At 64.2% G+C, this 24,346-nt stretch carries 20 protein-coding genes, 1 tRNA gene and 1 pseudogene; 14 read left to right on the top strand and 8 right to left on the bottom strand.

What is annotated here, in order from left to right:
- Positions 1 to 147 precede the first annotated feature (147 nt).
- The 6 genes and pseudogenes from ACTHL0_RS07970 to ACTHL0_RS07945 all read left to right on the top strand — a co-directional run bounded on the left by ACTHL0_RS07970 (position 148) and on the right by ACTHL0_RS07945 (position 4,253).
- Positions 148 to 223, top strand: a tRNA-Asn gene (locus ACTHL0_RS07970).
- Between the two features lie 323 nt (positions 224 to 546).
- Positions 547 to 1,002, top strand: coding sequence for a CreA family protein (locus ACTHL0_RS07965; protein ID WP_440566174.1), 456 nt, complete (start codon positions 547 to 549; stop codon positions 1,000 to 1,002).
- Positions 1,003 to 1,048: 46 nt separating this feature from the next.
- Positions 1,049 to 1,921 carry a helix-turn-helix domain-containing protein gene (locus ACTHL0_RS07960; RefSeq protein WP_440566170.1) on the top strand — a complete coding sequence of 291 codons (873 nt, stop codon included), beginning with the start codon at positions 1,049 to 1,051 and terminating at the stop codon, positions 1,919 to 1,921.
- 129 nt (positions 1,922 to 2,050) lie between these two features.
- Positions 2,051 to 2,836: an AzlC family ABC transporter permease gene (locus tag ACTHL0_RS07955; RefSeq protein WP_440566173.1), complete on the top strand. Its 786-nt coding sequence runs from the start codon at positions 2,051 to 2,053 to the stop codon at positions 2,834 to 2,836.
- Positions 2,833 to 3,156 (top strand): annotated as a pseudogene (locus ACTHL0_RS07950) (AzlD domain-containing protein). The gene ACTHL0_RS07955 and the pseudogene ACTHL0_RS07950 overlap by 4 nt, the downstream one beginning before the upstream one ends.
- Positions 3,157 to 3,479: 323 nt before the next feature.
- Positions 3,480 to 4,253, top strand: coding sequence for a DUF4088 domain-containing protein (locus ACTHL0_RS07945; protein WP_440566169.1), 774 nt, complete (start codon positions 3,480 to 3,482; stop codon positions 4,251 to 4,253).
- A gap of 88 nt (positions 4,254 to 4,341) precedes the next feature.
- Here ACTHL0_RS07945 and ACTHL0_RS07940 read toward each other — a convergent pair whose 3' ends face one another.
- Positions 4,342 to 6,420: an ATP-dependent helicase gene (locus ACTHL0_RS07940; protein WP_440566168.1), complete on the bottom strand. Its 2,079-nt coding sequence runs from the start codon at positions 6,418 to 6,420 to the stop codon at positions 4,342 to 4,344.
- Positions 6,421 to 6,656: 236 nt separating this feature from the next.
- Between ACTHL0_RS07940 and ACTHL0_RS07935 the strand changes: the two genes are divergently transcribed.
- The 4 genes from ACTHL0_RS07935 to fumC all read left to right on the top strand — a co-directional run bounded on the left by ACTHL0_RS07935 (position 6,657) and on the right by fumC (position 12,069).
- Positions 6,657 to 6,878 (top strand): RNA-binding S4 domain-containing protein, encoded by a 222-nt coding sequence (locus tag ACTHL0_RS07935; RefSeq protein WP_440566166.1) that lies wholly within the window; start codon positions 6,657 to 6,659, stop codon positions 6,876 to 6,878.
- A gap of 294 nt (positions 6,879 to 7,172) precedes the next feature.
- Complete coding sequence (locus ACTHL0_RS07930; RefSeq protein WP_440566165.1) at positions 7,173 to 8,552, top strand: MATE family efflux transporter; 1,380 nt, start codon at positions 7,173 to 7,175, stop codon at positions 8,550 to 8,552.
- Positions 8,553 to 8,995: 443 nt separating this feature from the next.
- Positions 8,996 to 10,582 carry a phospholipase D family protein gene (locus tag ACTHL0_RS07925; protein ID WP_440566172.1) on the top strand — a complete coding sequence of 529 codons (1,587 nt, stop codon included), beginning with the start codon at positions 8,996 to 8,998 and terminating at the stop codon, positions 10,580 to 10,582.
- A gap of 92 nt (positions 10,583 to 10,674) precedes the next feature.
- Positions 10,675 to 12,069 carry a class II fumarate hydratase gene (gene fumC / locus ACTHL0_RS07920; RefSeq protein ID WP_440566164.1) on the top strand — a complete coding sequence of 465 codons (1,395 nt, stop codon included), beginning with the start codon at positions 10,675 to 10,677 and terminating at the stop codon, positions 12,067 to 12,069.
- 110 nt (positions 12,070 to 12,179) lie between these two features.
- On the opposite strand, the gene ACTHL0_RS07915 is transcribed toward fumC, so the two are convergent.
- The 3 genes from ACTHL0_RS07915 to ACTHL0_RS07905 form a co-directional block, all read right to left on the bottom strand.
- Positions 12,180 to 12,440 carry a PAAR domain-containing protein gene (locus ACTHL0_RS07915; RefSeq protein ID WP_440566163.1) on the bottom strand — a complete coding sequence of 87 codons (261 nt, stop codon included), beginning with the start codon at positions 12,438 to 12,440 and terminating at the stop codon, positions 12,180 to 12,182.
- 21 nt (positions 12,441 to 12,461) lie between these two features.
- Complete coding sequence (locus ACTHL0_RS07910; RefSeq protein WP_440566162.1) at positions 12,462 to 13,484, bottom strand: hypothetical protein; 1,023 nt, start codon at positions 13,482 to 13,484, stop codon at positions 12,462 to 12,464.
- Positions 13,485 to 13,671: 187 nt separating this feature from the next.
- Positions 13,672 to 14,406 (bottom strand): putative type VI secretion system effector, encoded by a 735-nt coding sequence (locus tag ACTHL0_RS07905; RefSeq protein ID WP_440566161.1) that lies wholly within the window; start codon positions 14,404 to 14,406, stop codon positions 13,672 to 13,674.
- Between the two features lie 767 nt (positions 14,407 to 15,173).
- Between ACTHL0_RS07905 and ACTHL0_RS07900 the strand changes: the two genes are divergently transcribed.
- Together ACTHL0_RS07900 and ACTHL0_RS07895 are read left to right on the top strand one after the other, a co-directional pair.
- The gene (locus ACTHL0_RS07900; RefSeq protein ID WP_440566160.1) at positions 15,174 to 16,367 is read left to right on the top strand and encodes a patatin-like phospholipase family protein; all 1,194 of its coding nucleotides are present in this window, start codon (positions 15,174 to 15,176) and stop codon (positions 16,365 to 16,367) included.
- Positions 16,367 to 17,809: a methyl-accepting chemotaxis protein gene (locus ACTHL0_RS07895; RefSeq protein WP_440566159.1), complete on the top strand. Its 1,443-nt coding sequence runs from the start codon at positions 16,367 to 16,369 to the stop codon at positions 17,807 to 17,809. Before ACTHL0_RS07900 ends, ACTHL0_RS07895 begins: the two co-directional genes overlap by 1 nt.
- Before the next feature lie 59 nt (positions 17,810 to 17,868).
- Here the strand turns inward: ACTHL0_RS07895 and ACTHL0_RS07890 are convergent, their stop codons facing one another.
- From ACTHL0_RS07890 to ACTHL0_RS07875, 4 genes are all read right to left on the bottom strand, one after another.
- A complete protein-coding gene (locus ACTHL0_RS07890; protein ID WP_440566158.1) occupies positions 17,869 to 18,372 on the bottom strand; it encodes an acyl-CoA thioesterase in 504 nt (167 codons plus the stop codon).
- Positions 18,373 to 18,494: 122 nt separating this feature from the next.
- Complete coding sequence (locus ACTHL0_RS07885; protein WP_440566157.1) at positions 18,495 to 19,529, bottom strand: GlxA family transcriptional regulator; 1,035 nt, start codon at positions 19,527 to 19,529, stop codon at positions 18,495 to 18,497.
- 37 nt (positions 19,530 to 19,566) lie between these two features.
- Positions 19,567 to 20,835, bottom strand: coding sequence for an MFS transporter (locus ACTHL0_RS07880; protein ID WP_440566156.1), 1,269 nt, complete (start codon positions 20,833 to 20,835; stop codon positions 19,567 to 19,569).
- 104 nt (positions 20,836 to 20,939) lie between these two features.
- Positions 20,940 to 21,113, bottom strand: a complete 174-nt coding sequence (locus ACTHL0_RS07875; protein WP_440566175.1) for a hypothetical protein — start codon at positions 21,111 to 21,113, stop codon at positions 20,940 to 20,942.
- Positions 21,114 to 21,255: 142 nt separating this feature from the next.
- Between ACTHL0_RS07875 and ACTHL0_RS07870 the strand changes: the two genes are divergently transcribed.
- Positions 21,256 to 21,978, top strand: a complete 723-nt coding sequence (locus ACTHL0_RS07870; RefSeq protein ID WP_440566155.1) for an ArsR/SmtB family transcription factor — start codon at positions 21,256 to 21,258, stop codon at positions 21,976 to 21,978.
- Between the two features lie 190 nt (positions 21,979 to 22,168).
- The coding region (locus tag ACTHL0_RS07865) for a DUF6600 domain-containing protein (RefSeq protein ID WP_440566154.1) at positions 22,169 to 24,346 on the top strand (2,178 nt) is incomplete at its 3' end.

The following is a 24,346-nucleotide window of genomic DNA, read 5'->3' as shown; positions in this document are numbered from 1 at the left end:
CCCGATAGCTCAGTCGGTAGAGCGCCGGACTGTTAATCCGTAGGTCCCTGGTTCGAGCCCAGGTCGGGGAGCCAAAGAATGAATGGAAGAGCCCGTTCGTCATAACGGGCTTTTTTACGCAGTAGCGATTTTCACGTAGCACGTTGTTCCCCGATAGCTCAGTCGGTAGAGCGCCGGACTGTTAATCCGTAGGTCCCTGGTTCGAGCCCAGGTCGGGGAGCCAAGAGCTTTAGCGAAAGGGCCCGTCGTTCATGCGACGGGCCCTTTTTGCTTTGCATGGGTCGCCGCTCCGCGCGCTTCGTTACCCGCTCTTTCGCCACTTCGCCCCTAGCCACCGGCTCTTTCAGCTACCGGGAATCCGCTATCGCGAACCGTCCATCCGGCCCCGACGCCCGCCTCGAGCCGTTGTGATACCGTTTGCGTGATGTCGCAAAGCTTCTTGCCGCGCGACGCAACGTCGCCTGGCCGCCCCTTGGCCCCTTTGCCTCTTCGAGTCATCGCCACTTCGCCATGAGCCGTTTCGCCCTTTCGCCGCTTCCGATCGTCATGAGTACCTGCTTCGCGCTGGCCTGTGCCGCGCTGCCCGCGCATGGCGAGGAAATCGGCAGCGTCAATACGAACTTCCGCATTACGGGCTCCGACCGCGTCGTCGTCGAAGCCTATGACGATCCCGATGTGGCCGGCGTCACCTGTTTCGTCTCGCGCGCCCGCACGGGCGGGATCAAGGGCACGCTCGGCATTGCGGAAGATCCGACCGAAGCATCGATCGCTTGCCGTCAAGTGGGCCCGATCAAGTTCGCCGGCCCCGTGAAGCGCCAGGCGGACGTCTTCACCGAGCGCATGTCGCTGATTTTCAAGACGTTGCACGTCGTGCGCATCGCCGACGCCAAGCGCAACGCACTCGTGTACTTGACCTACAGCGACCGGGTCGTATCGGGCAGCGCCAAGAACAGCGTCAGCGCCGTCCCGCTGCCGGCCGGCATGACGATTCCGCTGCGCTGACGCGCACAGCCGCCTCTGCCGCCGCCCCGCCGCTCGATTCTCGACCATGGACGAACCCCGCTTCCGCGATTGCGCGCGCTACTGGCGCTCGCCGCTCGTACCCGGCGGGGACATGCTCACCGCCGAATATCGCGAACACGAGTTCTCGCCGCATTGGCATGACGCCTATGCGGTGCCCGTCATCGAGGCCGGGGCGGAAATGTACGCCTACCAAGGCGCGCAGCATGTCGCCGAGGCCGGTACGGTGCCGGTCATCAACCCAGGCGAAGTCCATACCGGCTCGCGCGCCATGGAGGCGGGGTGGCGCTATCGCGTCTTCTATCTCCCCCTCGATTTCATGGCCCAGCTGGCCGGCGATATCGCCTCCGCGCCGCAACCGATGCTGTGGTTTCCCGCGGATGTCATCCGCGATCCCGACCTCGCCGGACGCGTCGCACACGCGCATCGTTTGCTCGAAATCCTGAGCGGTTCGCCGCAGGGCGGCCCTTTGCAGGGCGACCCGCTCGCGGCGGAGATGGCGCTGATCGATGCGATGTCGACGTTGATCGTGCGCCATGCGTTGAGCCATCCGGATGCGGGCCGGCCGAACGCCGATCCGCCGCGCGTCGCGTTGATGAAGGAACGGCTCGCCGCCGATCTGACCGTGCCGCTCAGTCTCAGCGAGCTTGCCGCCGATGTCGGCCTCTCCGCGTTCCATGCCGCGCGGCTCTTCACCCACGCGACGCGGATGCCGCCCCACGCCTGGCGCAATCAACTGCGGCTGCAGCGAGCGCTCGCGCCTTTGCGGGAAGGCGCCACCGTGGCGGACGTAGCCGCCGCGTGCGGCTTCACCGATCAGAGCCACTTCACGCGACACTTCCGGCGCATGTTCGGCGTCCCGCCGGGCCGGTGGCAGGCCGGCCAGACCGGGGCCGGCTAACCCGGAAGCAAGAACGTACAAGCGCCGCTCCTCTTGCGGGCGATATCCTGCGCCCAAGCAGGAGGACTTCCATTGAAACCGCGCACCCCGCTCAACGAATTCGCCGACGGCGCCCGCGATACGATCCCCATGATGGTCGGTGCCGCGCCGTTCGGCATCATCTTCGGTACGCTTGTCACCGCGGGCCCGCTGCGGCCCTGGCATGGCCAGTTCATGTCGCTCGCCGTCTTCGCCGGCTCCTCCCAGTTCATCGCACTGGGGCTGATCGCCGCGCACGCCAGCTTTGCCGTGATCTGGGCGACGACGCTCATCGTCAACCTCCGTCATGTGCTCTACAGCGCGACGCTGGCCCCGTATGTCGCGCGCCTGCCCTTGCGTTGGCGGCTGGCGCTGGGCGGCTTGCTGACGGATGAAGTGTTCGCGGTCGCCTACGGGCACTATCGTCACGCCCCGCCGGGGCAGATCGGGCCACATTACTTCCTCGGCTCGGGCATCGCCATGTACGTCAACTGGCAGCTGTGGACCTTGGCCGGGCTGCTGTTTGGCGCAGCGTTTCCCCGCCTGCAATCGCTCGGGCTCGATTTTGCGATGGTGGCGACGTTCATTGCGATCGTCGTTCCGCAGCTCGTTTCACTGCGCTATATCGCCTCGGCCGCGACAGCGGGCATTGTCGCCCTCGCCTGCGCCGGGCTACCGTACAAGCTCGGCCTGCTGGCGGCCGTGGCCGCGGGCGTCGCCGTCGGCGTCGTCCTGTCGCGGCCTTGGGCCCCCAGCGGCGGGACCGGACGCGGCAGTACGGGCCGGCCGAAAGGCGATATGGAACACGCCGGGAGCGCCGGCCGCCGCGAAGGCGCCGGGCGCACGGTTGCCTCGCGCGCCGAATGCGCCCACCGCGCAACGGAGGTCGCATCGTGAACTATGTCGTCCTGATTCTCGGCATGGCCGCCGTCACGTTCTTGATCCGGTCGACGGTATTCGTGCTCGGCGAGCGCATCGTCTTTCCCCCGCTCGTGCGCACGGCGCTAGGCTTCGTCCCGGTGACGGTGTTGACGGCCATCATCGTCCCGATGGCCGTGACGCCCCACGGCGGTGCACCGGAACTCACCTGACGCAACCCTCAGCTTGTGGGCGCCCTGGCTGCCTGCGGCGTATCTGCCTTGACCCGCCGCCCCTTGCTGACGATCGCCGTCGGCCTCGTGGTGTTCTTTCTCTGGCAAGGCTTGGTGCTGCAGTAGCGCGCGCTCGTATGCCCAGTTCGTCCGTCTGGCCCTTGAAGGTGGCGCCTCTTATCGTCCGACTATTTTTTCCAACGGTGGCCTCAAGTTCCGCGCCTGCCCGCCGTTAATCAGTCGAAGCGCGTTTTTTGGCCGCGCGGCGCAGGGGCGCGCCGGCGCCAGGCGTCGGTAGCGGCCTGAAACGCGCATGCAAAAACCGTAAAGTGCGCCGGCCATCGAGCAGGCCCGCCAGTTTTGGGGGCGAACGGGCCGGCTCGGCCGTAGGGTGCCTCTCGCGAATGCCGCGGCGGCGCCGCGACAGGGACGCGCGATCAGGACAAGCCATGGGTCAAATTACCCTTTCTCTTCGAGAAGAGACGATCTCTTCGCTGCAGAAGGACTTCGAAGCCTTCATGCGCGTATCGCTCAAGCTCGACCCGCAGTTCGCGACACCTTCGTTCGAAGACTTCCTGCGCGCGAAGCTGCTCGACAACATGGTGCCGCTCACCGAGCACGCCGTGCAGCGGATGCTGCAAGGCGGCCAGTACGCCTGGGCCAAGCGCACATTGGAGAAGGAGTTCCCCGACGTCGTCGCGATTCTGATGCGTCAGGCCGAGGAATTCGGGTTCAGCTTCGCCGTGCGATCGGAATGGACCTCCGATGAAGTGGCAAAGGCTGCGCGCGACTGGGCGACGGCCATCGTCAAGGAAGCGGGCGGCGACGCCGCGCTCGTCGATCCGCTTTCGGCGCAGATCAAATCGACCGCGCGCGACATCCAATCACTCGAAGAAAAGATGCAGACCCCCGCCTGGCGGCTCGCGGAATCGCTGCGTCAGCGCGTGTACGAAGCGAAGATCGCCTGCGAGACGAGCGTCGGCAGCACGGCACGCGAAAAGCTCGGCGAATTGCGCGGGCTGCTCAAGCTCGGGCTCGCGCACGGCTCGTTTCAAAAGCAGGAAGCGCAGCAGATCATGGAGTATCTGCGGCTGCTGAAGCCCGAGATTTTTGTCGAAGAGCCCTACGACATTTTTTCGCGCATGGCCGCCTGGATGCGCAACTTCTTCATGGCACCGGCCCGGCCGGCCCAGCCGCGCATCGAGCCGCGCCGGCCGCGCTAGCCGCCGGCACACGCCGGACGTGCCCGCGCGGCCGCCACGCTATGGCGCTCACGCTTGTAACGCGCTCGCGGAACAACGGGCGCGCCCCTCAATCCCACATCGCTTTGAGCTGCGCGGCAATGTCGACGCGCGCCTTCGCGGCCGCGGCCAGCCCCGTCGCCGTTGGCGCCGCGACGCTCGGTACGCGGGGCCACGCGTGGACGTCGAACAGCGGAAGCAACGGCTCGGGGATGAAGCGGGTGCGCGACGCCCAGACGTGGCGGTCGCCCAGCGCGCTCTGGTTGTGGACGTAAAAACGCTGAGGGACGACGATGTGCAGATCCTCTTTCGCCCGCGTCATGGCCACGTACAGCAGCCGCCGCTCCTCGTCGATCTCCTCTTGGCTGCCGGTGCCGAGATCCGACGGAATGCAGCCGTCGACCCCATTGAGGACAAACACGTTGCGCCACTCCTGCCCTTTGGCGGAATGGATCGTGGAGAGAATCAGATAGTCCTCGTCGACGAGCGGCACGCCCGATTCGTCGCTCGTCGCGTCGGGCGGATCAAGTGTCAGCTCGGTGAGGAAACGCTCTCGCGTGGGAAAGGTCGCGGCCAGGCTTTCCATTTGCAAAATATCGGCGTGGCGCGTGGGCGCGTCTTCGTGGTTGCGCTCGAGATGCGGTTCGTACCAGCGCCTCACTTGCTCGAACTCGGCCGGCCACGGCGTGCGTGAGGCGCCCACTTCGCTCATCAATCCGGCGAATGGGCCCCAATCGACAGCGGCGCGGGCCGGCGGCTCGTAGGCGCTCAACGCTGCCTGCAATACGCCGGCAGCGGCGACGGCATCGAGCACGCGGCCGGCCGTCGCCGGTCCGATGCCGGGCATCAGCTGCAGCACACGGAACCCGGCCACCCGATCGCGCGGGTTTTGCGCCCATCGCAACACGGCGAGCACATCTTTTACGTGCACCGAATCGAGAAACCGCAAACCGCCGAACTTCACGAACGGGATATTGCGCCGGGCCAGTTCGAGTTCCAGCGCCGCGCTGTGATGGGCCGCACGGAAGAGGACCGCTTGTGCTTTGAGCTTCATCCCCGCCTCGCGCGCTTCGAGCACCGTTTCGACGACATAGCGCGCCTGCTCGATCTCGCCCGCGACCGAGACGAGCCGGGGACGCTGCGCCGAGGCCTTGTCGGTCCACAGATCCTTCGTAAAACGCTCGGCAGCCAATCCGATCACCGCGTTCGATGCGGCGAGAATCGGCGCAGTAGAGCGATAGTTGCGCTCGAGCGTGACGCGTGCCGCATCGGGGGTGAAATGGCCGGGGAAATCGAGGATGTTGCGAACCGTCGCCCCGCGAAACGAGTAGATCGACTGCGCGTCGTCGCCGACGACGGTGAGCCCGCGCCCGTCGGGCTTCATCGACAGCAGGATCGTGGCCTGCAGGCGGTTCGTGTCCTGATATTCGTCGACCAGCACATGATCGAAGCGCGCGCCGAGATCGGCGGCGATCGACGGCTCGGCCGCCATGCGTGCCCAGTAGAGCAGCAAATCGTCGTAATCGAGGATGTTTTGCGCTTGCTTGGCCGCGACGTAGCCGGCGAACAGCGCGCGCAAATCCGGCTCCCATTCGCGGCACCAGGGGAACGCGTGCTCGAGCACGTGAGACAACGTCGCACCGGTATTCACGACGCGCGAGTAGATCGCGAGGCATGTCCCCTTCACCGGAAAGCGACGTTCCTTGGCCGAAAGCCCGAGCTCGTGACGCACGACGTTCATCAGATCGGCACAGTCTTCGCGATCGTTGATCGTGAACACGGGCGAGAGCCCGATCGATTCCGCGTATTCCCGCAGCAAGCGCGCCCCGACGCCATGGAATGTACCGGTCCACTCGAGTGCCTGCGCCAGATCCGCACGCGTGCCGAGTGCTTGCGCGGCGATTCGCGTGGCACGACGGGTCATGTCCTGCGCCGCGCGCCTCGAGAACGTGAGCAGCAGCACCCGCCTGGGATCGACGCCGCGCACCAGCAGATGGGCGACGCGGTGCGCGAGCGTATTGGTTTTGCCCGACCCTGCTCCCGCAATGACAAGCAGCGGCCCGCCCGGCCCGACACCATCGCCGATTCCGTGTTCTACTGCGGCGCGTTGGGCGTCGTTCAGTTTTTCGAGATAGAGGGCGCTCGGCACGGAACGTTCCGGCTGAACACTGCAAGAAATTAGGGACACGGCAACACGGTTGATCGTTCGAACGAAATGCACGCCGGCCGTGCGAATGCGCGAGCGGCGAACCTGCATACTGTATAGGCATACAAGGTCGGCTCGCAAGCGGTTGCGAGAAACACTGCACGTCTCTTTCGCTCGGGTGGCCGCGTGGCTTATGATGCCTGCCCTGATCGCTCTCGCGCCGCATGCCGGCAATCGCCATGGCCAATCTCAATTTCACGCTCACGGGCGATTACGTCGAACTGCACAATCTGCTCAAGCTGATGGGCCTGGCCGATACCGGCGGGATGGCGAAGGGGCTCGTTGCAGAGGGCGAAGTCAAAGTCGACGGCCGCGTCGAGCTGCGCAAGACGTGCAAGATCCGCGCGGGCCAGGTGGTGATGCTCGGAGATACGCGCATCGCGGTTCACGAGAAGGCTTGACGCGCACACTGCACCCCTTATCTCAATATCGACGCCAGCAATCTCGATAATCTCGATAGAGGTCGGCATAAGGTGTGAAATGGCGGACGCGCACTACGCCGCGGGAAACGTGGCTGGCGTTCGGGGCGTAACGGTCGCCCAGGGAGTCGGGCAACAAACAGCCGAATGTCCGGCTACTGGTCCATGCACCATCGACAGGCACGCCGGGAAGCAATAAGCTCTTTCTTTCCGACGAAAACAATCCGGGCCCCGCGCGCTGCGCCGATGGGCCCGCCGCGCCTCGATCGATTCGCCATGTCACAGTCCTTCACCCGGGCCGCCGCGTCGGCCCCGCCGCCGCTTTCCCGCCACGCCGCCGATACGGCCCGCCTGGCCGCGCCGCTCGCCATCGCACAGCTTTCGCAGATGGCGATGGGCGTCACCGATACGATCCTGCTCGGCTCGCTGAGCGCCGACGCGCTCGCCGCCGGCGGCCTCGGGGCCGGCATCTTCTTCGTCATCGTCACGCTGCTGCAGGGCGTGTTGAGTTCGGTGAGCGTGACCGTCGCCAATGCCCGCGGCGCACAAGCCGAGCACCGCGTACCGCACATTTACTGGACGGGGCTCGCGTTGTCGGTGCTGCTTTCCGTACCGGCTTTTTTGCTGCTCTCGTTCGCCCAACCGATCCTGCTCGCGTTCGGCGAACCGGCCACCTTGGCACGCGACGTCGGCGCGTACACCGGCGTGCTGCGCTTCGCATCACTCGGCAGTCTCGTCGGCGTCGGCATGATGCGTTCATTCCTGCCCGCCATCGGCGCGGCCAAGCGGCTGCTCTGGGTGGCGCTCGTCAGCGTCGTATTCAACGGCGTGCTCAACTATGGCCTCATCCATGGTGCGTGGGGCCTGCCGCGGCTCGGTATGCTCGGTTCAGCCGCGGCGACCACGATCACCGTGTGGCTCAGCGCCATCACGCTCGTCGCGCTGCTGCACGGGCGGCCGCGCTTCAAGCACTTCGTCGTCGCCAAACGGCCGACGATGCCGCTCATGAGCGAATTGTTCGCGATCGGCTGGCCCGTCGCCATCACCTATGGCGTCGAATCGATGCTGTTTTTATGCGCGGGCCTGTTCATCGGTCTCATGGGCGAAAAACCGCTCGCCGCCCACCAGGTCGCGCTGAGCGTCAGCTCCGTCACCTTCATGGTGCCCCTTGCGATCGGCCAGGCGGCAAACGTGCGCGTCGGCTACTGGATGGGCGCGGGCAACCCCGTCGCCGCCCGCCATGCGGGCTTCGTCGCACTCGGGCTCGGGGTCGCCTACATGTCGATGACGGGGCTGTTGTTCGTCGTCGCGCCGCGCGCCATCATCGGCCTGTACCTGAAACTGGACGACCCGGCCAATGCGCAGACCATTTCGATCGCCGCTTCGCTGCTCGGGGTGGCCGCCGTGTTTCAGATCGTCGATGGCATGCAGACGATCGGCTCCGGCTGCCTGCGCGGGCTCAAGGACACGCGCGTGCCGATGCTTGCCGCCGCGTTCGGCTACTGGGCCGTGGGCTTTCCGACGGGTTATGTCCTCGCGTTCCACGCCGGACTAGGCCCGCGCGGCCTTTGGTGGGGGCTCGCCGCCGGGCTCGCGAGCGTCGCGGTACTGATGACGCTGCGTTTCGACCGGCGCACGCGCCATCCGCGCGTATAGGGACGCGCGCAGGGGCTGGACGCATCGGAACGCCTGATATGCAAAGCATCCTTTATTGGTTGAGCCGTGCGGGCAAGGCGCCTAGGATGGTCACGGACTCTTCTGACAGGGTGTTCTTTGGCCCGCGCACTTCGGCGGGCCATTCTTTTTTTAGCGAACACGCAAGGGAAAACGCCGAACGAGCGAGCGCCGCACCACGGCGCGCGCATGCTTCCCGGGTAATGCGGGCCGGCTTCTCATAAAATGCAGCTATGGGCGCCGGGACGAGCGTACGCTCGGGGGCGGCGCATTCGTCAGCGAAGGAAGGGTCCGACGTGTTCGATGAGCAATGGTTGCGGCCGCGAGCCGCCTGCCCACAAGCCGCATACCGCCGGGCTGCCGATACGCGCGGCGGGCATCTGCCATGCTACGCGCGCGCCTTTTTCCCTGGTGTCGCGCGCTGGATCGCACTGCTGTTCGTCGCATGTCTGGCTGCTTGCACGAGCTTGCCCCCGGCCACCTCGCTGAACCGCCCCGACTCCCATGCCCTGCGCGATCCGGGCGCCACGCCGCTCGGCCTTGCTCTGGCCCCGCTCGTCGCCGCGCACGGCGGGCAATCGGGCTTCCGGTTGTTGACCGACGGCACCGATGCGCTGCAAATGAGAATCGCCCTGGCCCGCGCCGCCACCAAGACACTCGATTTGCAGTACTACATTGCGGCCCAGGACACGACGGGCCGCTTGCTGCTTGCAGCCGCGCTCTACGCGGCCGATCGGGGCGTACACGTGCGCATGCTCGTCGACGACTTGAACTTCAAGGACACCCGGCGCCTGATGGCCGCGCTCTCGACGCATCCGAACATCGAGGTGCGCATCTTCAATCCGTTCGGCAGCACACGCTCGAGTGTCTTCGCCCGCACCGAATCGTTCCTCACGCGCATCGATCGCTTCACGCGCCGCATGCACAACAAAGCGATGATTGCCGACGACGAAGTGGCGATCGTCGGCGGCCGCAATCTCGGCGACGAGTACTTCAGCGCCAGCCCCAAACTGCAATTCCGCGATCTCGACGTGCTCTCCGCCGGCCCGATCGTCAAGGACGTATCGAAGAGCTTCGACGCGTTTTGGAACAGCGCGGGTGCCTACCCGTTGAACGTGGTCGATAAGCATAGCTACGAAGCCGGCGACCTGCGCGCCACGCGCGCTGAATTGCGGGCGCATTGGCAGACCCAAGCGCAGGCTGTCGGCGCCAAGCCGTTGCAGGCGGCGCCGCTATCGGAGCAGATCGCTCAAGAGCAAATGGGGCTCGTCTGGGCGCACGCGACGTTTACCGTCGATTCGCCGAGGAAGATCACCGCCCCCGACGACGACTATCGCAGCCCGCCGATGCAGGAACTCGCCGAACTGCTGCGCGGCGCGCAGCACGAGGTGCTGTTGCTGTCGCCCTACTTCGTCCCGCACGATGCCGGCGTCAAATTGCTGGCGGGACTCACGCAGCGCGGCGTGCGCGTTGCCGTCGTGACGAATTCGATGGCTTCGACCGATGCCGTTGCCGTGCAAGCCGGCTACAGCCCGTATCGCATACCGTTGCTGAAAAACGGCGTCGAACTATACGAATTCCAGCCGCTGCAGCAAGAACACTCGCGCTTCTTCGCCGGTTCGCAATCGCGCGCGAGCCTGCATGCGAAGGCTTATGTGATCGACCGCCGCACGCTCGTCATCGGTTCACTCAACTTCGACCCTCGATCGGCCCATTTGAACAGCGAACTGGCGCTCGTCATCGATAGCCCCGTCCTTGCGGGTCAAGTCGCCAAGCTGATCGAGCAGGCGATGTCGCCGGCCGTCAGCTATCGTGTCAGGCTCGCTTCGCCGAGCGAACAGGCCCAGCAGGAAGCGCTCGGCGAGCACGGTTCGGGCCTCGAGTGGACCGGCGAGGAACACGACGCCACAGGCTCGCATCTGCATACGTGGACGTTGGACCCCGAGGCCGGCCTCGTCCGCAACGTGCTCACAGGTCTATTCTTGCTGTTGCCGATCGACTCGCAGCTTTAGGCTTGCGTTAAGCGTGTTTCCGCCCCAAACGCGGCGAGCCGAACTCGTCGAATCGTCCTCGCATCGTTCTTTTCGTACCGGAGCTCAAGCAAATGACCGAAGACCATCGCATGGAGCGCGACACGTTCGGCGAAATCGCCGTGCCGGCCGCGCGCTTGTGGGGCGCGCAAACGCAGCGCTCGCTGCTTAACTTCAAGATCTCGACCGAAAAGCAATCGCCAGAGCTCATCACCGCGCTCGCCGTCATCAAGCGCGCCGCGGCGGAGGTCAATCTTGCGCTCGGCGTGTTGCCCGAGGAGAAAGCGCGCGCGATCATGCAAGCGGCCGACGAAGTGATCGACGGCCGCCATGCCGGCGAATTCCCATTGGCGGTCTGGCAAACGGGTTCGGGCACGCAGACGAACATGAACCTGAACGAGGTCATCGCCAATCGCGCGAGCGAGTTGCTCGGCGGCGAGCGCGGCGAAGGGCGCAAGGTGCATCCGAACGACGACGTCAATCGCGGCCAATCGTCGAACGATGTCTTTCCGACGGCGATGCATGTGGCCACCGCGAACGGCATCGTCAAACATCTGCTGCCGGCGCTCGCGACTTTGCGGGACACGCTGGACGCCAAGGCGCGCGCATTCGCGGACATCGTCAAGATCGGCCGCACGCATCTGCAGGATGCGACGCCGCTGACGCTGGGCCAAGAGTTCTCGGGTTATGCGGCTCAACTCTCGCATGGGATCGCTCATGTCGAATCGGCGCTGCCGCATCTGTATGAGTTGGCTCAAGGTGGTACGGCCGTCGGCACCGGGCTCAATGCGCATCCGCAATTCGCGGAGCGAGTAGCCGCGGCGATTGCCCAATCGACAGGCGTGCCGTTCGTGAGCGCGCCGAATAAATTCGAAGTGATGGCGGCAGCCGATGCGCTTGTGTTTGCGCACGGTGCCTTAAAGACGGTGGCGGCGAGCCTGATGAAGATCGCCAACGACGTGCGCTGGCTCGCGAGCGGCCCGCGCTGTGGTTTGGGTGAGATCTCGATTCCCGAGAACGAGCCGGGTAGTTCGATCATGCCGGGTAAGGTCAACCCGACGCAATCCGAAGCGCTCACGATGCTCTGCTGCCAAGTGTTCGGCAACGATGTGGCGATCCATGTCGGCGGCGGGAGCGGCACTTTTGAACTGACTGTGTTTCGGCCGATGATCGCGCATAACGTGCTGCAATCGATTCGTTTGCTAGCGGACGGTGCGCAAAGCTTCAACGATCATTGCGCCGTCGGTATTGAGCCGAATCATGAGCGAATCGATACGCTGCTGAACGAATCGCTGATGCTGGTAACGGCGCTCAATCCGCACATCGGTTATGACAAGGCGGCGCAGATTGCCAAGAAGGCGCATAAGGAAGGGACGACGCTGAAGGCGGCGGCGCTCGCGCTCGGGTTTGTGACCGAGGCGCAGTTCGATGAGTGGGTGCGGCCTGAGGATATGACGGGGCGGGGTTGATCGAACGGGCCGCCTACTCCCGCCAAGACAATCCGAGTCGGTCCGGGCGGATGAGCGTCGGACCGATGAAGGTGACTTTGCGTAGCGAGGAATGCGGACCGTAACGCCCCCTAAGATCCGCTCGCCAAACTCGAAATGAGCGTGCATCCGCATGTGGCTTTGTCGCCGTGGCGGGCAATGGGAATGCCCGCGTCGGTCATCGATGCGTCACCGTCGAGAATCACATTGGGCTTCACGTCGGGGTGCTTTGGGCACGATACCTCGTCGCCCTTACGCGCAACGAAGCGGCCGTCGAAACGCATGGTGGTCGACGCGGTGATGACCTTGCCACCGTGGTCGGTGTCGTCGTCTAGGCGGATTAGATTCATCATGGTTGTGGCCTTCTACGCATTTCATTGCGCCGCTTTGATACGCTCAGCTTCTTTAGTGCGTCCGAGTGCCGCCGCAATCGCGAGCGGTTTCAAGCGACGCACCACATCCGGCTCGCCTGCGACCGCTGGCTTCGCTCCGCGCGCAACCGGCGCTGCGTCAGACAGGTTGAAATCCGTGTAGTCGGACACGTGATCGCGATCCGCCGCCAACAGTGCTTCGACTTTCCGCATGATGTCGGGCGGGACCTGAGCGTCCTCGAGTACCACCTCGTTCCATGCGCCACCGTCGTGGTCGTGTTCTTCAGCTAGCCGTGTAAAAAAAAGATCTACATTCCCACTCATCAGCGCCGCTTCCTTCGTGTAACCGGCGTTGAGCATCGGCAGCCCTTCCTTCTCGCAGAGCGACAGGGCAAATTTGAGGACATCGGGGTCCGGGGCGGCTGTCCCACCGTTGAGGTCGGTCATTGTGTTCGTTATCACGCCCGGCCAATTGTCATCGCGGTCTACGCCGAACAGCGGGTAAAGCCGAACGCTGTAGTTGGGGCAAACCACCCGGGACGGAACATAACGGACATCGTTGTACCTCTGCGCCCAGGTCAGCTCGTCCCGACTGTAGAAGGGCCGCTTGAACGACTCCAACAGCGATCGCTTTGTCCAGGTGATACGGCTTTGATGCATCAGGTCGAACCTCGCAATCGCGACCGAAAACGTCGGACTCACGACGAGCGCGCAGAGAAAAAGCCCGATACAAATTAACCACTTTTTCCCAGCGGAAAGCCTGGGCTGACCGCGCAACAGCCGCCCCGTGTCGTTGTACGCGACCGGAAAAGTCGCGAACGCCAAACAGCCAAAAATACAGGCGGCTGCGAATAGGTCCAGTTCCACGGAGCCGAAATCCAGCGTGTGGTTGCCGCTCAACGCGAGATTGGCCAACATGACGATCGTTCCGGAAACACCGATTAACGCGGGCCAACGAGGCGACGATCGCTTCGACGCAGCGCGCCAGGACAGGAGATCGGTGACAACGGGTTGCTCTGACGACATGTGGGCCCTCTTTTGTTTTTTGAACGCTACGGCGTGAAGCGATAGCAAAAATGAGTGCGAGATGTCCCTCGGCGAGAGGGAGAGGTTGTTCGCACTCTGCGATATGCAACACAAAGTGATTCTTGTGAACGCGACGCTCAGGTTACGACGTGCGTGACAAGGCTGACCGGCAGGTCAGTGCGGCGTTTCAATAGCGAAAGAACAAGATGCCAAGACCGCCCGGATCTCCTGGTTTCTTGTCTTTTTTCGTGATTGCCGGCAAATCGATATTTTTCACGTCCGACCAACCAAACACTTCGAATATCTTCTCTGCGAGACTAACGAAACCGGCATATTTTCTTGAGATTCGATAGGCGATGATGCCCAGTATCAGGGCGAGCCCCGCGCTACCCAACGCACCAGCTTGCAGAAGCCCAGTCCAGTTGCTCGCCGACTGAAGCAAAGCCAAAACTGTAACCAGTGCATACATGAAGATGAGGAGGCCAGCGGTCAGTCTGAACCACCAGCGCGCGGAGGCGCGGTAGTGCGCAAACCTCCCTCTGCTGCAATGCGGATGCAAGGCAACGATTCGATCGGTCACGCGACGAATACCGTATCCAACCCACGTATCGTCAGCACGCTCCGCGACGACCTCGACATCGTCGCCATCCGCGAACACCGACACCCATACCCATGCTTTCACAGGTACGCCCTCGATTTCAAACTCAAGCAGATCCGCTTCCTCGGATGTATCTACCGCCATAGCGCCCAACCCAGCGGCCACCCCTCCGAGTCCGGCCAAACCGGCCGCGATAGCTGTGGCACCCATCTTCGTACGATCAGCCTCTGTAAACACGAAATCCCGACTACACCGCGTCTTTCGCAAATTACGAATATGGCCTCGCAGCAACACCGGCACACCTACTGTCTCTTCCGCGATCATTCCGCTTGCCCAAGGGACTTCAATGCTTTCTCGAACCCCTCGTGCTGCTTGCCAGCAGACCACGGTGGATTATTCGCCGATTTGCCAAACGTGCACTTTTCCATCCACGATTGCAGGTCGTCGTCTTCGAAATAAGCTGCGTACTAGCCGAGTCAGGTGTCGCTTGCCGAATCGCCAGGGGATAGATCGTCGCCACACGCTCGAGCAGCGCCACCGCAGAAAGCGCACAGCCTAAAGGACAACGGAGTAAAAGCCGATGACAAAAATTTCGAGTTAGTCGACGTTGACGTCAGCCCGCGGGCCATCCGCCCACATACAACGATTCTTCAATGGCTATCGCGCAGCTAACGTGCAACGCCCCGCCGGCGGGCCCATACGTGTCGTTTGGACCCACGACGCACGCGCAAAAATTGGATGCCGCACGTTATCAGTCCCATTCAACGATGTCAAATCGACCGAAGCAGCATTTATTACCGCAGGCATTTTGAAGGGATGGAAATAATTCCCGCCATTCGATCGATACGAATAGCGAAGCTGCTTTTTGGCTTTGATATAGACGCATCGGTTCGCGCCCGCCATTTGAATGGCACGCGCTCCAGTCGTACTGGGACGATCTCCCTTTGCCATCGCTCTCCTGATTGGGTTCGCTCACGCCCAAGCAGGACGCCTGTTGTGCACCGCACTAAAGAATCGGCCATTTACTGCCGTAAATGAGCTTCGACGATATCGAATCGTGTACGACCCAACCCGCCAACGGAGAAGTTCGCATGGCCACTCGTCCCGCATCCAAAGCCGCTCCCGCACGCCGTGCCGCGGTGCCCCCTGCATCGGGCAAAAAAGCGCTGCTGATCAGCGGAGGCGCGCCGAATTCAAGCCTCGTGGCGGGCGCTCTGGTCGCCTTCATCGATCGAGGAATCTCGTTCGACGTGATCTCGACCGCCGGTGCCGGCGCGCTAATGGGGCTGCTATACGCGGCGCCGGCCGGAGGCGACCCGCGCGCCGCGCTGACGCAGTGGCAGAACGTCGGTGTCGACGATGCAATCTACGACTGGTTCCCGATCAACTACAAAGTTTTCATGAAGCCCGGCGCTGCCGCCGCCAGCTATCGCAACGCGCTGCTGGCGTCGCCGTTCACGCGGCCGCTGTTCGATACCTTCTCGTCAAGCTACATGCAAGGTCCATGGGCCGACTGGCTGCGACTAGGCTTCGCCGCCATGAGCCCCACGGATCTCACCGCGAACAGCCGCGGCATGTGCGCCCATTTGCCGTTCGCCGCACAAGCGGTCGACTTCTCCGCCGTGCCGAACATCGCACCAGAGTTCTACATCAACGCCTACAACACGACACGCGGCGAGATGACGATCTGGGGTAAAGACGCGATCACCGTCGAACACATGCAGGCCGCGTTCGCCTTCCCGATGATTTATCCGCCGTATCGGATCGGCGATGACGAATACATCGAAGGTTCCGCGATCGATACGATCAACTTCAAGGCGCTGGTATCCGATGATCCCGCCGCACCCGGGATTCATCGAGATCTCGACACGCTGGTCGTATTCGACATCCTCGGCCTCGACAAGCTGATCCGGGTGCCGCGCTCGCTCTACGACTCGTGGGTCCATTCGATCATCAACCCGCTCGTGCAATTATCGAAGGACGACGTACGCCTGTTCGAATTGCAGCACAACATCGATGCCGCGACCGGCAAGCCCAAGCGCAAATTGTTGAAGGTCAATTTGACCGCGCACATTCCCGAGAACCACTGGCCGAAGATGCTCGATTGGTCGGCGTCCAACATGAAGCTGTTGTTCGATGCCGGCTATCAGGCCGGGCAGACGTTCTGCGACGAACACCCGGCTCTGCTCACGCCGGTAGCCTCTCCCGCGGCTTCGGAATCCCGATCGCGCGCCGCTCCCATCGACGCAGCCGTCTCGGCTGACGCTACCATGGAGACCCAGTGATGAGGGGCCTCTTTCAAACGAGCAGCGGTGGCGTACTGCGTGCGCTGGTGCTCGCGGCCGGTGCGGGGCAGGCCGTCCTGCTGCGCGTGATCCGCAAGCACAATACCGCTGTCGCCGTGCAGGCCGCGCAGATCGGCAAGGAAGTGAAAGACGCGAACGAGCGCGCAGGCAAGCAAGCGGAGCTGGCGCAAAAAATGTTCGCATCGACGGAGCGCAGCGCAAGCGAAGTCGACTCGATTCGCCGCAGCGTCGACATCATCTCCGGCGTCGCAAGCGATCTCGCAGCCGGACTGGCGAGCACGCGAACCGATATGACCTCCGCGAATGACAAAGCGCGAAGCGCGGCACAAACGATGACGGCGTTCAATGCAAACATCGGCAAATTGATGGAGGGCACGCAGTCCATCATCGGCGTAGTCGGCGAAATCGGCTCGATCTCGAGTCAAACCAATCTGCTCGCTGTGAACGCCTCGATCGAGGCGGCGCGCGCAGGCGAAGCGGGGCGCGGCTTTGCAGTGATCGCCGCCGAGGTCAGAAGACTGGCCGAACGCACCCGCACGCTCTCCGCCGAAGTCACGGCGCAGATCGAAACGATTCGCGCCCAGTCGCGGCAGACGTCGGAGGCAGCCGAGGCCATTTCGGCCAGCATCGACGCCAGTTGTGACGTCATCGGAGGGGCGACCGAACAGCTCGCTGGATTCGCCGACGGAAGCGCGCGCGTATCCGAGGAAATCGGTGCCATCAGCCAGGCGGTTGCAACGTTCGCCGATAACAATCATCAGATTCACAACAACGCCGCCGAGATGCGCCTGTTGTCGGACGAGATGTCGGCTTTGATGAAGACCTGCATCGAAACCTCACGGACGTTGACGCATTCGTCCGAGCAGGTGATGGAAGAATTCGGGCGGATGCGCACCGGCGACGGCGCGTTCGGCCGCGTGGTCGCGCAATTGAATGCGGGGGCGGCCCGGTGCGAAGCGATGCTCGCCGATCTAAAGCGGCAGGGATTCGACGTCTTCGACAAGCACTACAAACCGATCGCCAATACGAATCCGACGCAGTACCGTACGTCGTACGATCAAGCGTTCGAAAAGCGCTTTCGGCCGTTCTACGATGAACTGGCGGCGAGCATACCGGGCTGCGATCTGGCGGTGATGGTGACGAAAGGCGAGACCTACCCGCCGACACACGTCAGCAAATACTGTCAGCCGCAGACGCAAGACCACGCGCACAACCTCGCCCACTCGCGCGACAAGCGGTTTCACAACGGCAATCCCATGCTGTTGAAATGCGGCGACGACACGCGTGAATTTCTGTTTCAGGCGTACGTGCGCGATGTCGGCGATATTTTCGTGCTGATATCGAAGCCGGTATTCGTCGGCGGGCGGCATTGGGGCGGCTTCATGCTGGGGTTGAAGCACGAAGCCATGCTCGCGGACTAACCGGTGCGGGGCCCTGATACAGGGTGACGGCGGAGGCGAAGCACGTCATCCCCCTCGTTTCAGATGTTCCCCTTCGCCATCTCCTCCGGCTTGAGTTCGACGATCGCATCGAGCGCGGTTTTAACATCCATCGCGTATTTCGCCACGCGCTTCTGTTCATCCGTCTGCGGCTCGAACGGCGGCACGGGGATCGGCGTGCCGTTCTCGTCGACAGCCACAAACACGACGAGGCAATCGGTCGTCAACCGCAATTGGCCGCTCTTCGGATCGCCCGCATGCACGGTCACATGAATGTGCATGCTGGTGCGGCCCGTTGCCACCACGCGCGCGCGCAATTCGACGAGGTTACCCACGAGAATCGGCCGGCGAAAACGAATATTGCCGACGCTGACGGTCACGCAATAACGGCCCGACCACACCGCCGCGCAAGCATAGGCCGTCTCGTCGATCCATTTCATCAGTGCACCGCCGTGCACCTTCCCGCCGAAATTGACGGAAGTCGGCTCGGCAAGAAAACGGAACGTGGTTTCCGAACGGTCCAAGGGGGTCGAGGGGGTGCTCATCGTGGCTCCGGTGGTGCGCGTTCGCGCAACTAAAGAAGGAGCCGATTATACGGGGGACAATATTGGCACGGCGCGGCTGAGCCCTCGTGCGGCTCAGCGGCATGCCCCGGTATGCGGCCCGCCTAACTTTGCCGCGCCGCATCGAGCGGTGCAAACCGCTCGCGATAGCTGAGCGGCGGCACGCCGAAGCGTCTGAGAAATGCCCTCCTCAGATTCTGCTCGGTACCGAAACCGCAATCGAGTGCGATCCGTTTCATCGGCCGGCGCGACTGCGCGAGCGAGTGCGCCGCCGCTTCGAGCCGCAGCGCTTCCACCGTTTTAGCCGGCGTCCGCCCCACCGTTTCGACATAGCGCCGCGCGAAGGTACGCGCCGACATACGGGCTCGTTCGGCAAGCCGCTCCACCGACAGATCGCCGCGCAAGTTCGCCACCATCCAGGCGTGCAGCGCATCGAACTCGCCGCTCGCGCATTGCTGCGCATCGAGCGTCGCGCTGAATTGCGATTGACCGCCGGGGCGCTTCATGAACACCACGAGGCGGCGCGCCGCCAGCATCGCCAGCGCATGGCCGAAATCCTCTTCGATCAGCGCGAGCGCGAGATCGATGCCGGCCGTCACGCCGGCCGACGTCCATACGGCCCGTCCGTCGCTCACGTCGCGAATAAAGATCGGATCGGCATCGACCCGGACGGCCGGGAAGCGGCGCGCCAATTCGTCTGCACTGCGCCAGTGAGTCGTCGCGCGGCGGCCCGTGAGCAAACCCGCGGCGGCCAGGTAAAACGCGCCGACGCAGACCGAGCAGACGCGCCGGACGCGCGGCGCGATCCGCTCGAGCCATTTCACGAGCGGCATATCCAGCACCATTTGATCGGCGACAAACGTCCCCGCGACAATCACCGTATCGATCGGTTCGTCCTCCAGCGCCTCCAGCCGTTCGACGACGATCGGCAACCCGACATGCGTCTCGAGCGTCCCGCCTTCGATCGACGCTACGCGCGTTCGGTAAGCGACGCGCTCGTCGCCTACGCTGTTGCACGCTTGACGCATTTCGAGTTCAGCTCGCCAAAACGCCTCGAGCGGACCGCACGCGTCGAGCAGCACGAGATGCGGCGCGACCGCAAAGACGATCTGGCGAACGGGGGAAGTGGCCGGCGTCATTATTCAGGTGTCCTTATGATCATCGATATCGCTGATTTCAAGAGAGCCCGGTTGCGGCGGCCGCACTCGTCCGCGAGCGCGACCATGCAAAAGCGAGCGTTGCACAGGCGGCAACGGCAAGCGCGGGAAAAATCGACGCGCTCACCACCGACCAGCCGAACCGCGCGAGCAACTGGCCCGCCGTCAGCGAGGCCAGCGCCGTGCAGGCAAAGGTGGTGAACTCGCTCGTCGCTTGCGTCTTGGCGCGCTCGCTGGCGCGATACGATTGCGCCAGCAACGTCGTGCCGCCGACGAACATGAAGTTCCAGCCCACACCAAGGCAAGCCAGAGCCACGTAGAAATGCGGAAGGTCCGTGGCGGACAATGCGATCGCGCCACACGCGGCCGACAGCGCGATGCCCGCGCCGATCATCCTGAGCACGCCGAAGCGAGCGATCAAACGCGCGGCAAAAAACGAAGGGGCGTACATGCCGACAAGATGCCATTCGATGATCCGCCCACCATCGCCGATCGTATGGCCGCATGCCACCGCGGCGATCGGCGTGGCCGTCATGACGAACATCATCACCATGTAGCCCAGCGCGTTATTGGCCAGCGCCGCCAGGAATATCGGCTGCCTGACGATCTGCGTCAGCGGGCGCGCGCGCGAATCGTCGACATGCGCGGCCGATGAAGCGCAGGCGGCCGAAGCGGTCGTGACAGCGGGCGCATTGCGGTAGCCAACGAGCACAAGCGCCATCGACGCCATGCCGAGCGCGGTCACGAGGGCATACGAGCCCGCGAAGGTGACCGGCGCGAGCCAATCGCGGCTCCATGCGGCGAGCGCGGGCCCGAGCACCGCTGCAACGACCCCGCCCGTCAACACCGTCGAGATCGCTCGGCTTTTCAGTTGCGTATCGACGGCGTCGGCCGCGGCCAACCGGTAGTACTGCGCGAACGCCTGGAAGACACCGACGGTGGCCGTCCCGCAACAGAACAGCCAGAAACTGTGGGCGAAGATCGCATGGACGGAAATCGCGCCGCCCGCGGCACCGACGCCCGCCCCGATCGCAAAACCCGCACGGCGGCCGATACGCGCCATCAGAAACGAAGCGAAGATCGTCGTCAGCGCGGCTGCGACGGTGATCAGCGAGAAAGGCAACGTGGCGAGCGCCTTGTCGTCGGCGAGCGTGTAGCCGACGAGCCCCGTCAGCGTCAGATCGATCGAAACGGACGAAGTATAGAGCGCCTGACACAGCGCCAGGACACGCGCATCGCGGCGGCCCGCACGTTCGCTGGCCAGTGCAGCGGTGGAAGAAGCGTGCATCGGTAACCCTTGGCATGGTGAGGACAGCCTTTATCCTCTCCCGGCCTGAGTTGGCAGAAATGCCAATGATGCATCAATTCCTGCCAATCGCACAGCGATGCCCGCTATTTGCGGAACGTCACGCCTTGATCGATCGTGCCGTACATCGTGATGCTGCCGCCATCGCCAGCACCCGGCGCCCCGCCGTGCGCGCACCCAACACATAACCATGCGGCCAAAACGGCCGCCAACCACGCTTTCATCAACTTGCCCTCGCGCTGGAACAGCGGAAAAGGCATTCTAGCGCCGCCACGCGGGCTCGCCTCGCGGCGGGCAGCATCAATCGACATTTCATTCAAGGCGGAAACATTGAATGCAACGAACGATTACAGTGGAACCCTCAGCCCGTCATTGAAGACACGAAAAACACGAGGAACCGTCATGGCCACCGTTGCATCCGATTCCGACCGCGACACAGCCCACTTCCCCGGGCTTTCGCGCATCGGGGCATTGCTTGCCGATCCGGGACGCGCCGCCATGCTGTGGTCGCTGATGGACGGCAGCGCGAGGCCCGCCGGCGAACTGACGATCATCGCGGGCCTGTCGCCGTCCGCCGCCAGCGGCCATCTCGCCAAACTCTCCGAGAGCGGGTTGGTGGCGCTCGAAGTGCGTGGGCGCCATCGCTACTACCGGATCGCGACACCCGAAATCGCCGCCGCGATCGAAGCGCTCGCGCATCTCGCGCAAGCGAGCGCGCCCGTGCGTTCCGCGCCAGCCGCTGCGCGCACGGTGCCCCTCGACATGCGCTACGCGCGCACCTGCTACGACCACATGGCCGGCGAATTGGCCGTGCGCGTGTTCGATCATCTGCTGGCGCGCGGATGGCTCGTCGATGAAGGTGGCACTGTCGAAGCCACCGCCGAAGGCTGTGCCGTGCTCGGGCAGTGGGGCATCGACGTCACCGCCCAGCGCACGCGCAAACGCCGCTTCGCCTGCACGTGCCTCGACTGGAGCGAGCGCCGCGCGCATCTGGGCGGCGCGCTCGGCGCGGCCCTGCTCGATCACTGGACCGGGCACCGTTGGGTGGAGCATGCGGAAAAGCCCCGCGTGCTGCGTATCACGCCTACCGGCCGGCAACAGTTTGACGCCTTGCTTGCCGCCTGACCGAAGCAACAAGGGCCTGTTCACGCTAATTCCAGGCTTGCGCTGGCCACCAGAAGGCCCTAGCACAAGCGCCGATATTTTTCGTTACAGCCCGGAACGGACGGCTACAAAACGGAGCGCATTGATACACGCGGTAGGGCTACAGTGCTGTCAGGATCATCGTGCGATCCGACACTATAACGGGCCCCCTATGAAAACCGCCGCTACCTCGCCTCTTATGCGTTTTCGACGTATTGCCAGCTATACGCTGCTCGCCGTGGCGCCGATGACCTTTGCCGCACGCGTCGCCTTTGCGCAGACGCCGCCTGCGCCCGATGGCGCACCCGTCACGCAATCGGGCGATCCGCCGGGACGTGTCGCGCGCTTGAACTACATGGCCGGCGCGGTAACGACCGAACCAGCCGGCGCGAGCGATTGGTCGTACGCGGCCCTGAACCGTCCGCTGACGACAGGGGACCAACTCTGGAACGACGCCAACGCGCGCTCGGAGCTGCATATCGGTTCGACGGCGGTGCGGCTCGGCTCGTCGACGAGCCTCGACGTCATGAACCTCGATGACACGAATGCGCAGCTGAAGGTCGCCCAAGGCACGCTCTCGACTCGCGTGCGCGAAGTACCGAGCGGCACGTCATACGAGATCGATACGCCCAATGTCGCGCTAGGCGTCACGCGCCCCGGCGATTACCGCGTCGATGTCGCGCCCGACGGCAGCACGACCACGGTCACTGTCCGCAGCGGTGCGCTGACGGCCTATGGCAACAACGGCCAAGTGCCCGTCGAAGCCGGCCAGCAAATCACGTTCGCCGGAACCGACCTGCAGGAAGCGTCCGTCGCCGAAACCCCGGCGCCCGATCCCTTCGACGAATGGGCCGCCAACCGCGATAGAGCCGAAGACCGGTCCGTGTCCGCCCGTTATGTTTCGCGCGAGATGCCGGGTTACGAGGATCTCGATGCGAACGGGACCTGGAGCGACGATCCTCAATACGGCGCAGTTTGGGTCCCCAACCATGAGCCCGCTGGCTGGGCGCCTTATCACGACGGTCACTGGGCCTGGGTCGCGCCTTGGGGCTGGACCTGGATCGACGACGCCCCGTGGGGCTTCGCGCCCTATCACTACGGGCGTTGGGCGTACGTGCGCTCGTCATGGTGCTGGGTGCCCGGGCCGCGTGTCATCAGCGAGCCGCCCGTCTACGCGCCCGCGCTCGTCGCCTTTGTCGGCGGAGGCGGCGGTGGTGGTGTCAGTTGGGGCGTGAGCCTGACGATCGGCGGCGCGGCAACAGCCGGGCTCGCCTGGTTCCCGCTCGGCCCCGGCGAAGTGTGGCATCCCGGATGGGGCGGCTGGAGCCCGCGCTATTACCAGCGCGTGAACCAGACGGTCATCGTCAATAACCATAACGTCAACATCAACAACATTACGAACATCAACAATATCCATAACACGTATATCAACTACCACGCACCGGGCGCCGTCACGGCGGTACCGGCAACGGCCTTCGTGCACGGCAAGCCGGTGGCGCACTTCGCGCAGCATGTGGACCCGCGCCAATGGCAGAACGCTCGTATCAACCCCGGTGCAGCGGGCGTCGCGCCGGTCAGCCAAAGCTTCGCGCCCGGCCTTCGGCCCGCGGCTAACCGTCCGCCGCAAACACTCGCCGCACGGCCTGTCGTCGCCACGCGCGCACCCGCCACGCCAGCCGTTTATCGCGATCCGTTGGCCGCGCATCTCGCGCAAGCGGGCGGCCGCGTGCCGGGAGCGGGGGCGCCCGTCGCTCGGCCCGCGACCGCGGCACCGCTCGCCGCCCGTGCACCGCAGATGGCTGCGCACGACGTCCGCATTGTGAATACGCACTCGCCCGTCATCACGCCGATGCACGGCCCGGCAAACGCGGGGACTCACGTCGAGCAGCCGGGCGCCCAACCGCGCCCCGAAGCGAGTCACGGCGAGCCGCCGCACGCGCCCACGGCGACGGAGCACGCACCCGCAGCGATGGAGCACACACCCACGGCGATGGAACACGCACCCACGGCGATGGAACACGCACCCGCAGCGATGGCGCACGCACCCGCAGCGATGCAGCACGCGCAACCGAACAACGGCGTGCCGCGCCCGCCAGCGATGAACGCTCCGGCACAGCACGGCGAGCAGGCCGGCGCGCGGCCCGCGCCGACATGGACGCAACCGCACGCGCCCATCACGCAGCAGCACATGCCGATGAACGAGCCGCGTACGCAGGCGCCGCGGCAGGCCGAACAACAGCCTCGGCCGCAGCCGCAAATGCAGCCGCGCGCCGAATCGCCGCACGTGCCACCCCAGCCGGAACCTCGCGTCGAGCAGCGGCAAGCGCAACCGCAGGTGCAGCCGCACAAT

Origin of the sequence: Trinickia sp. (assembly GCF_051961175.1) — a bacterium.
In the GTDB taxonomy this organism is placed as follows: Bacteria; Pseudomonadota; Gammaproteobacteria; order Burkholderiales; family Burkholderiaceae; genus Trinickia.
The sequence above is the reverse complement of the archived record's forward strand: the minus strand, read 5'-3'. Positions and strand labels throughout refer to the sequence as shown.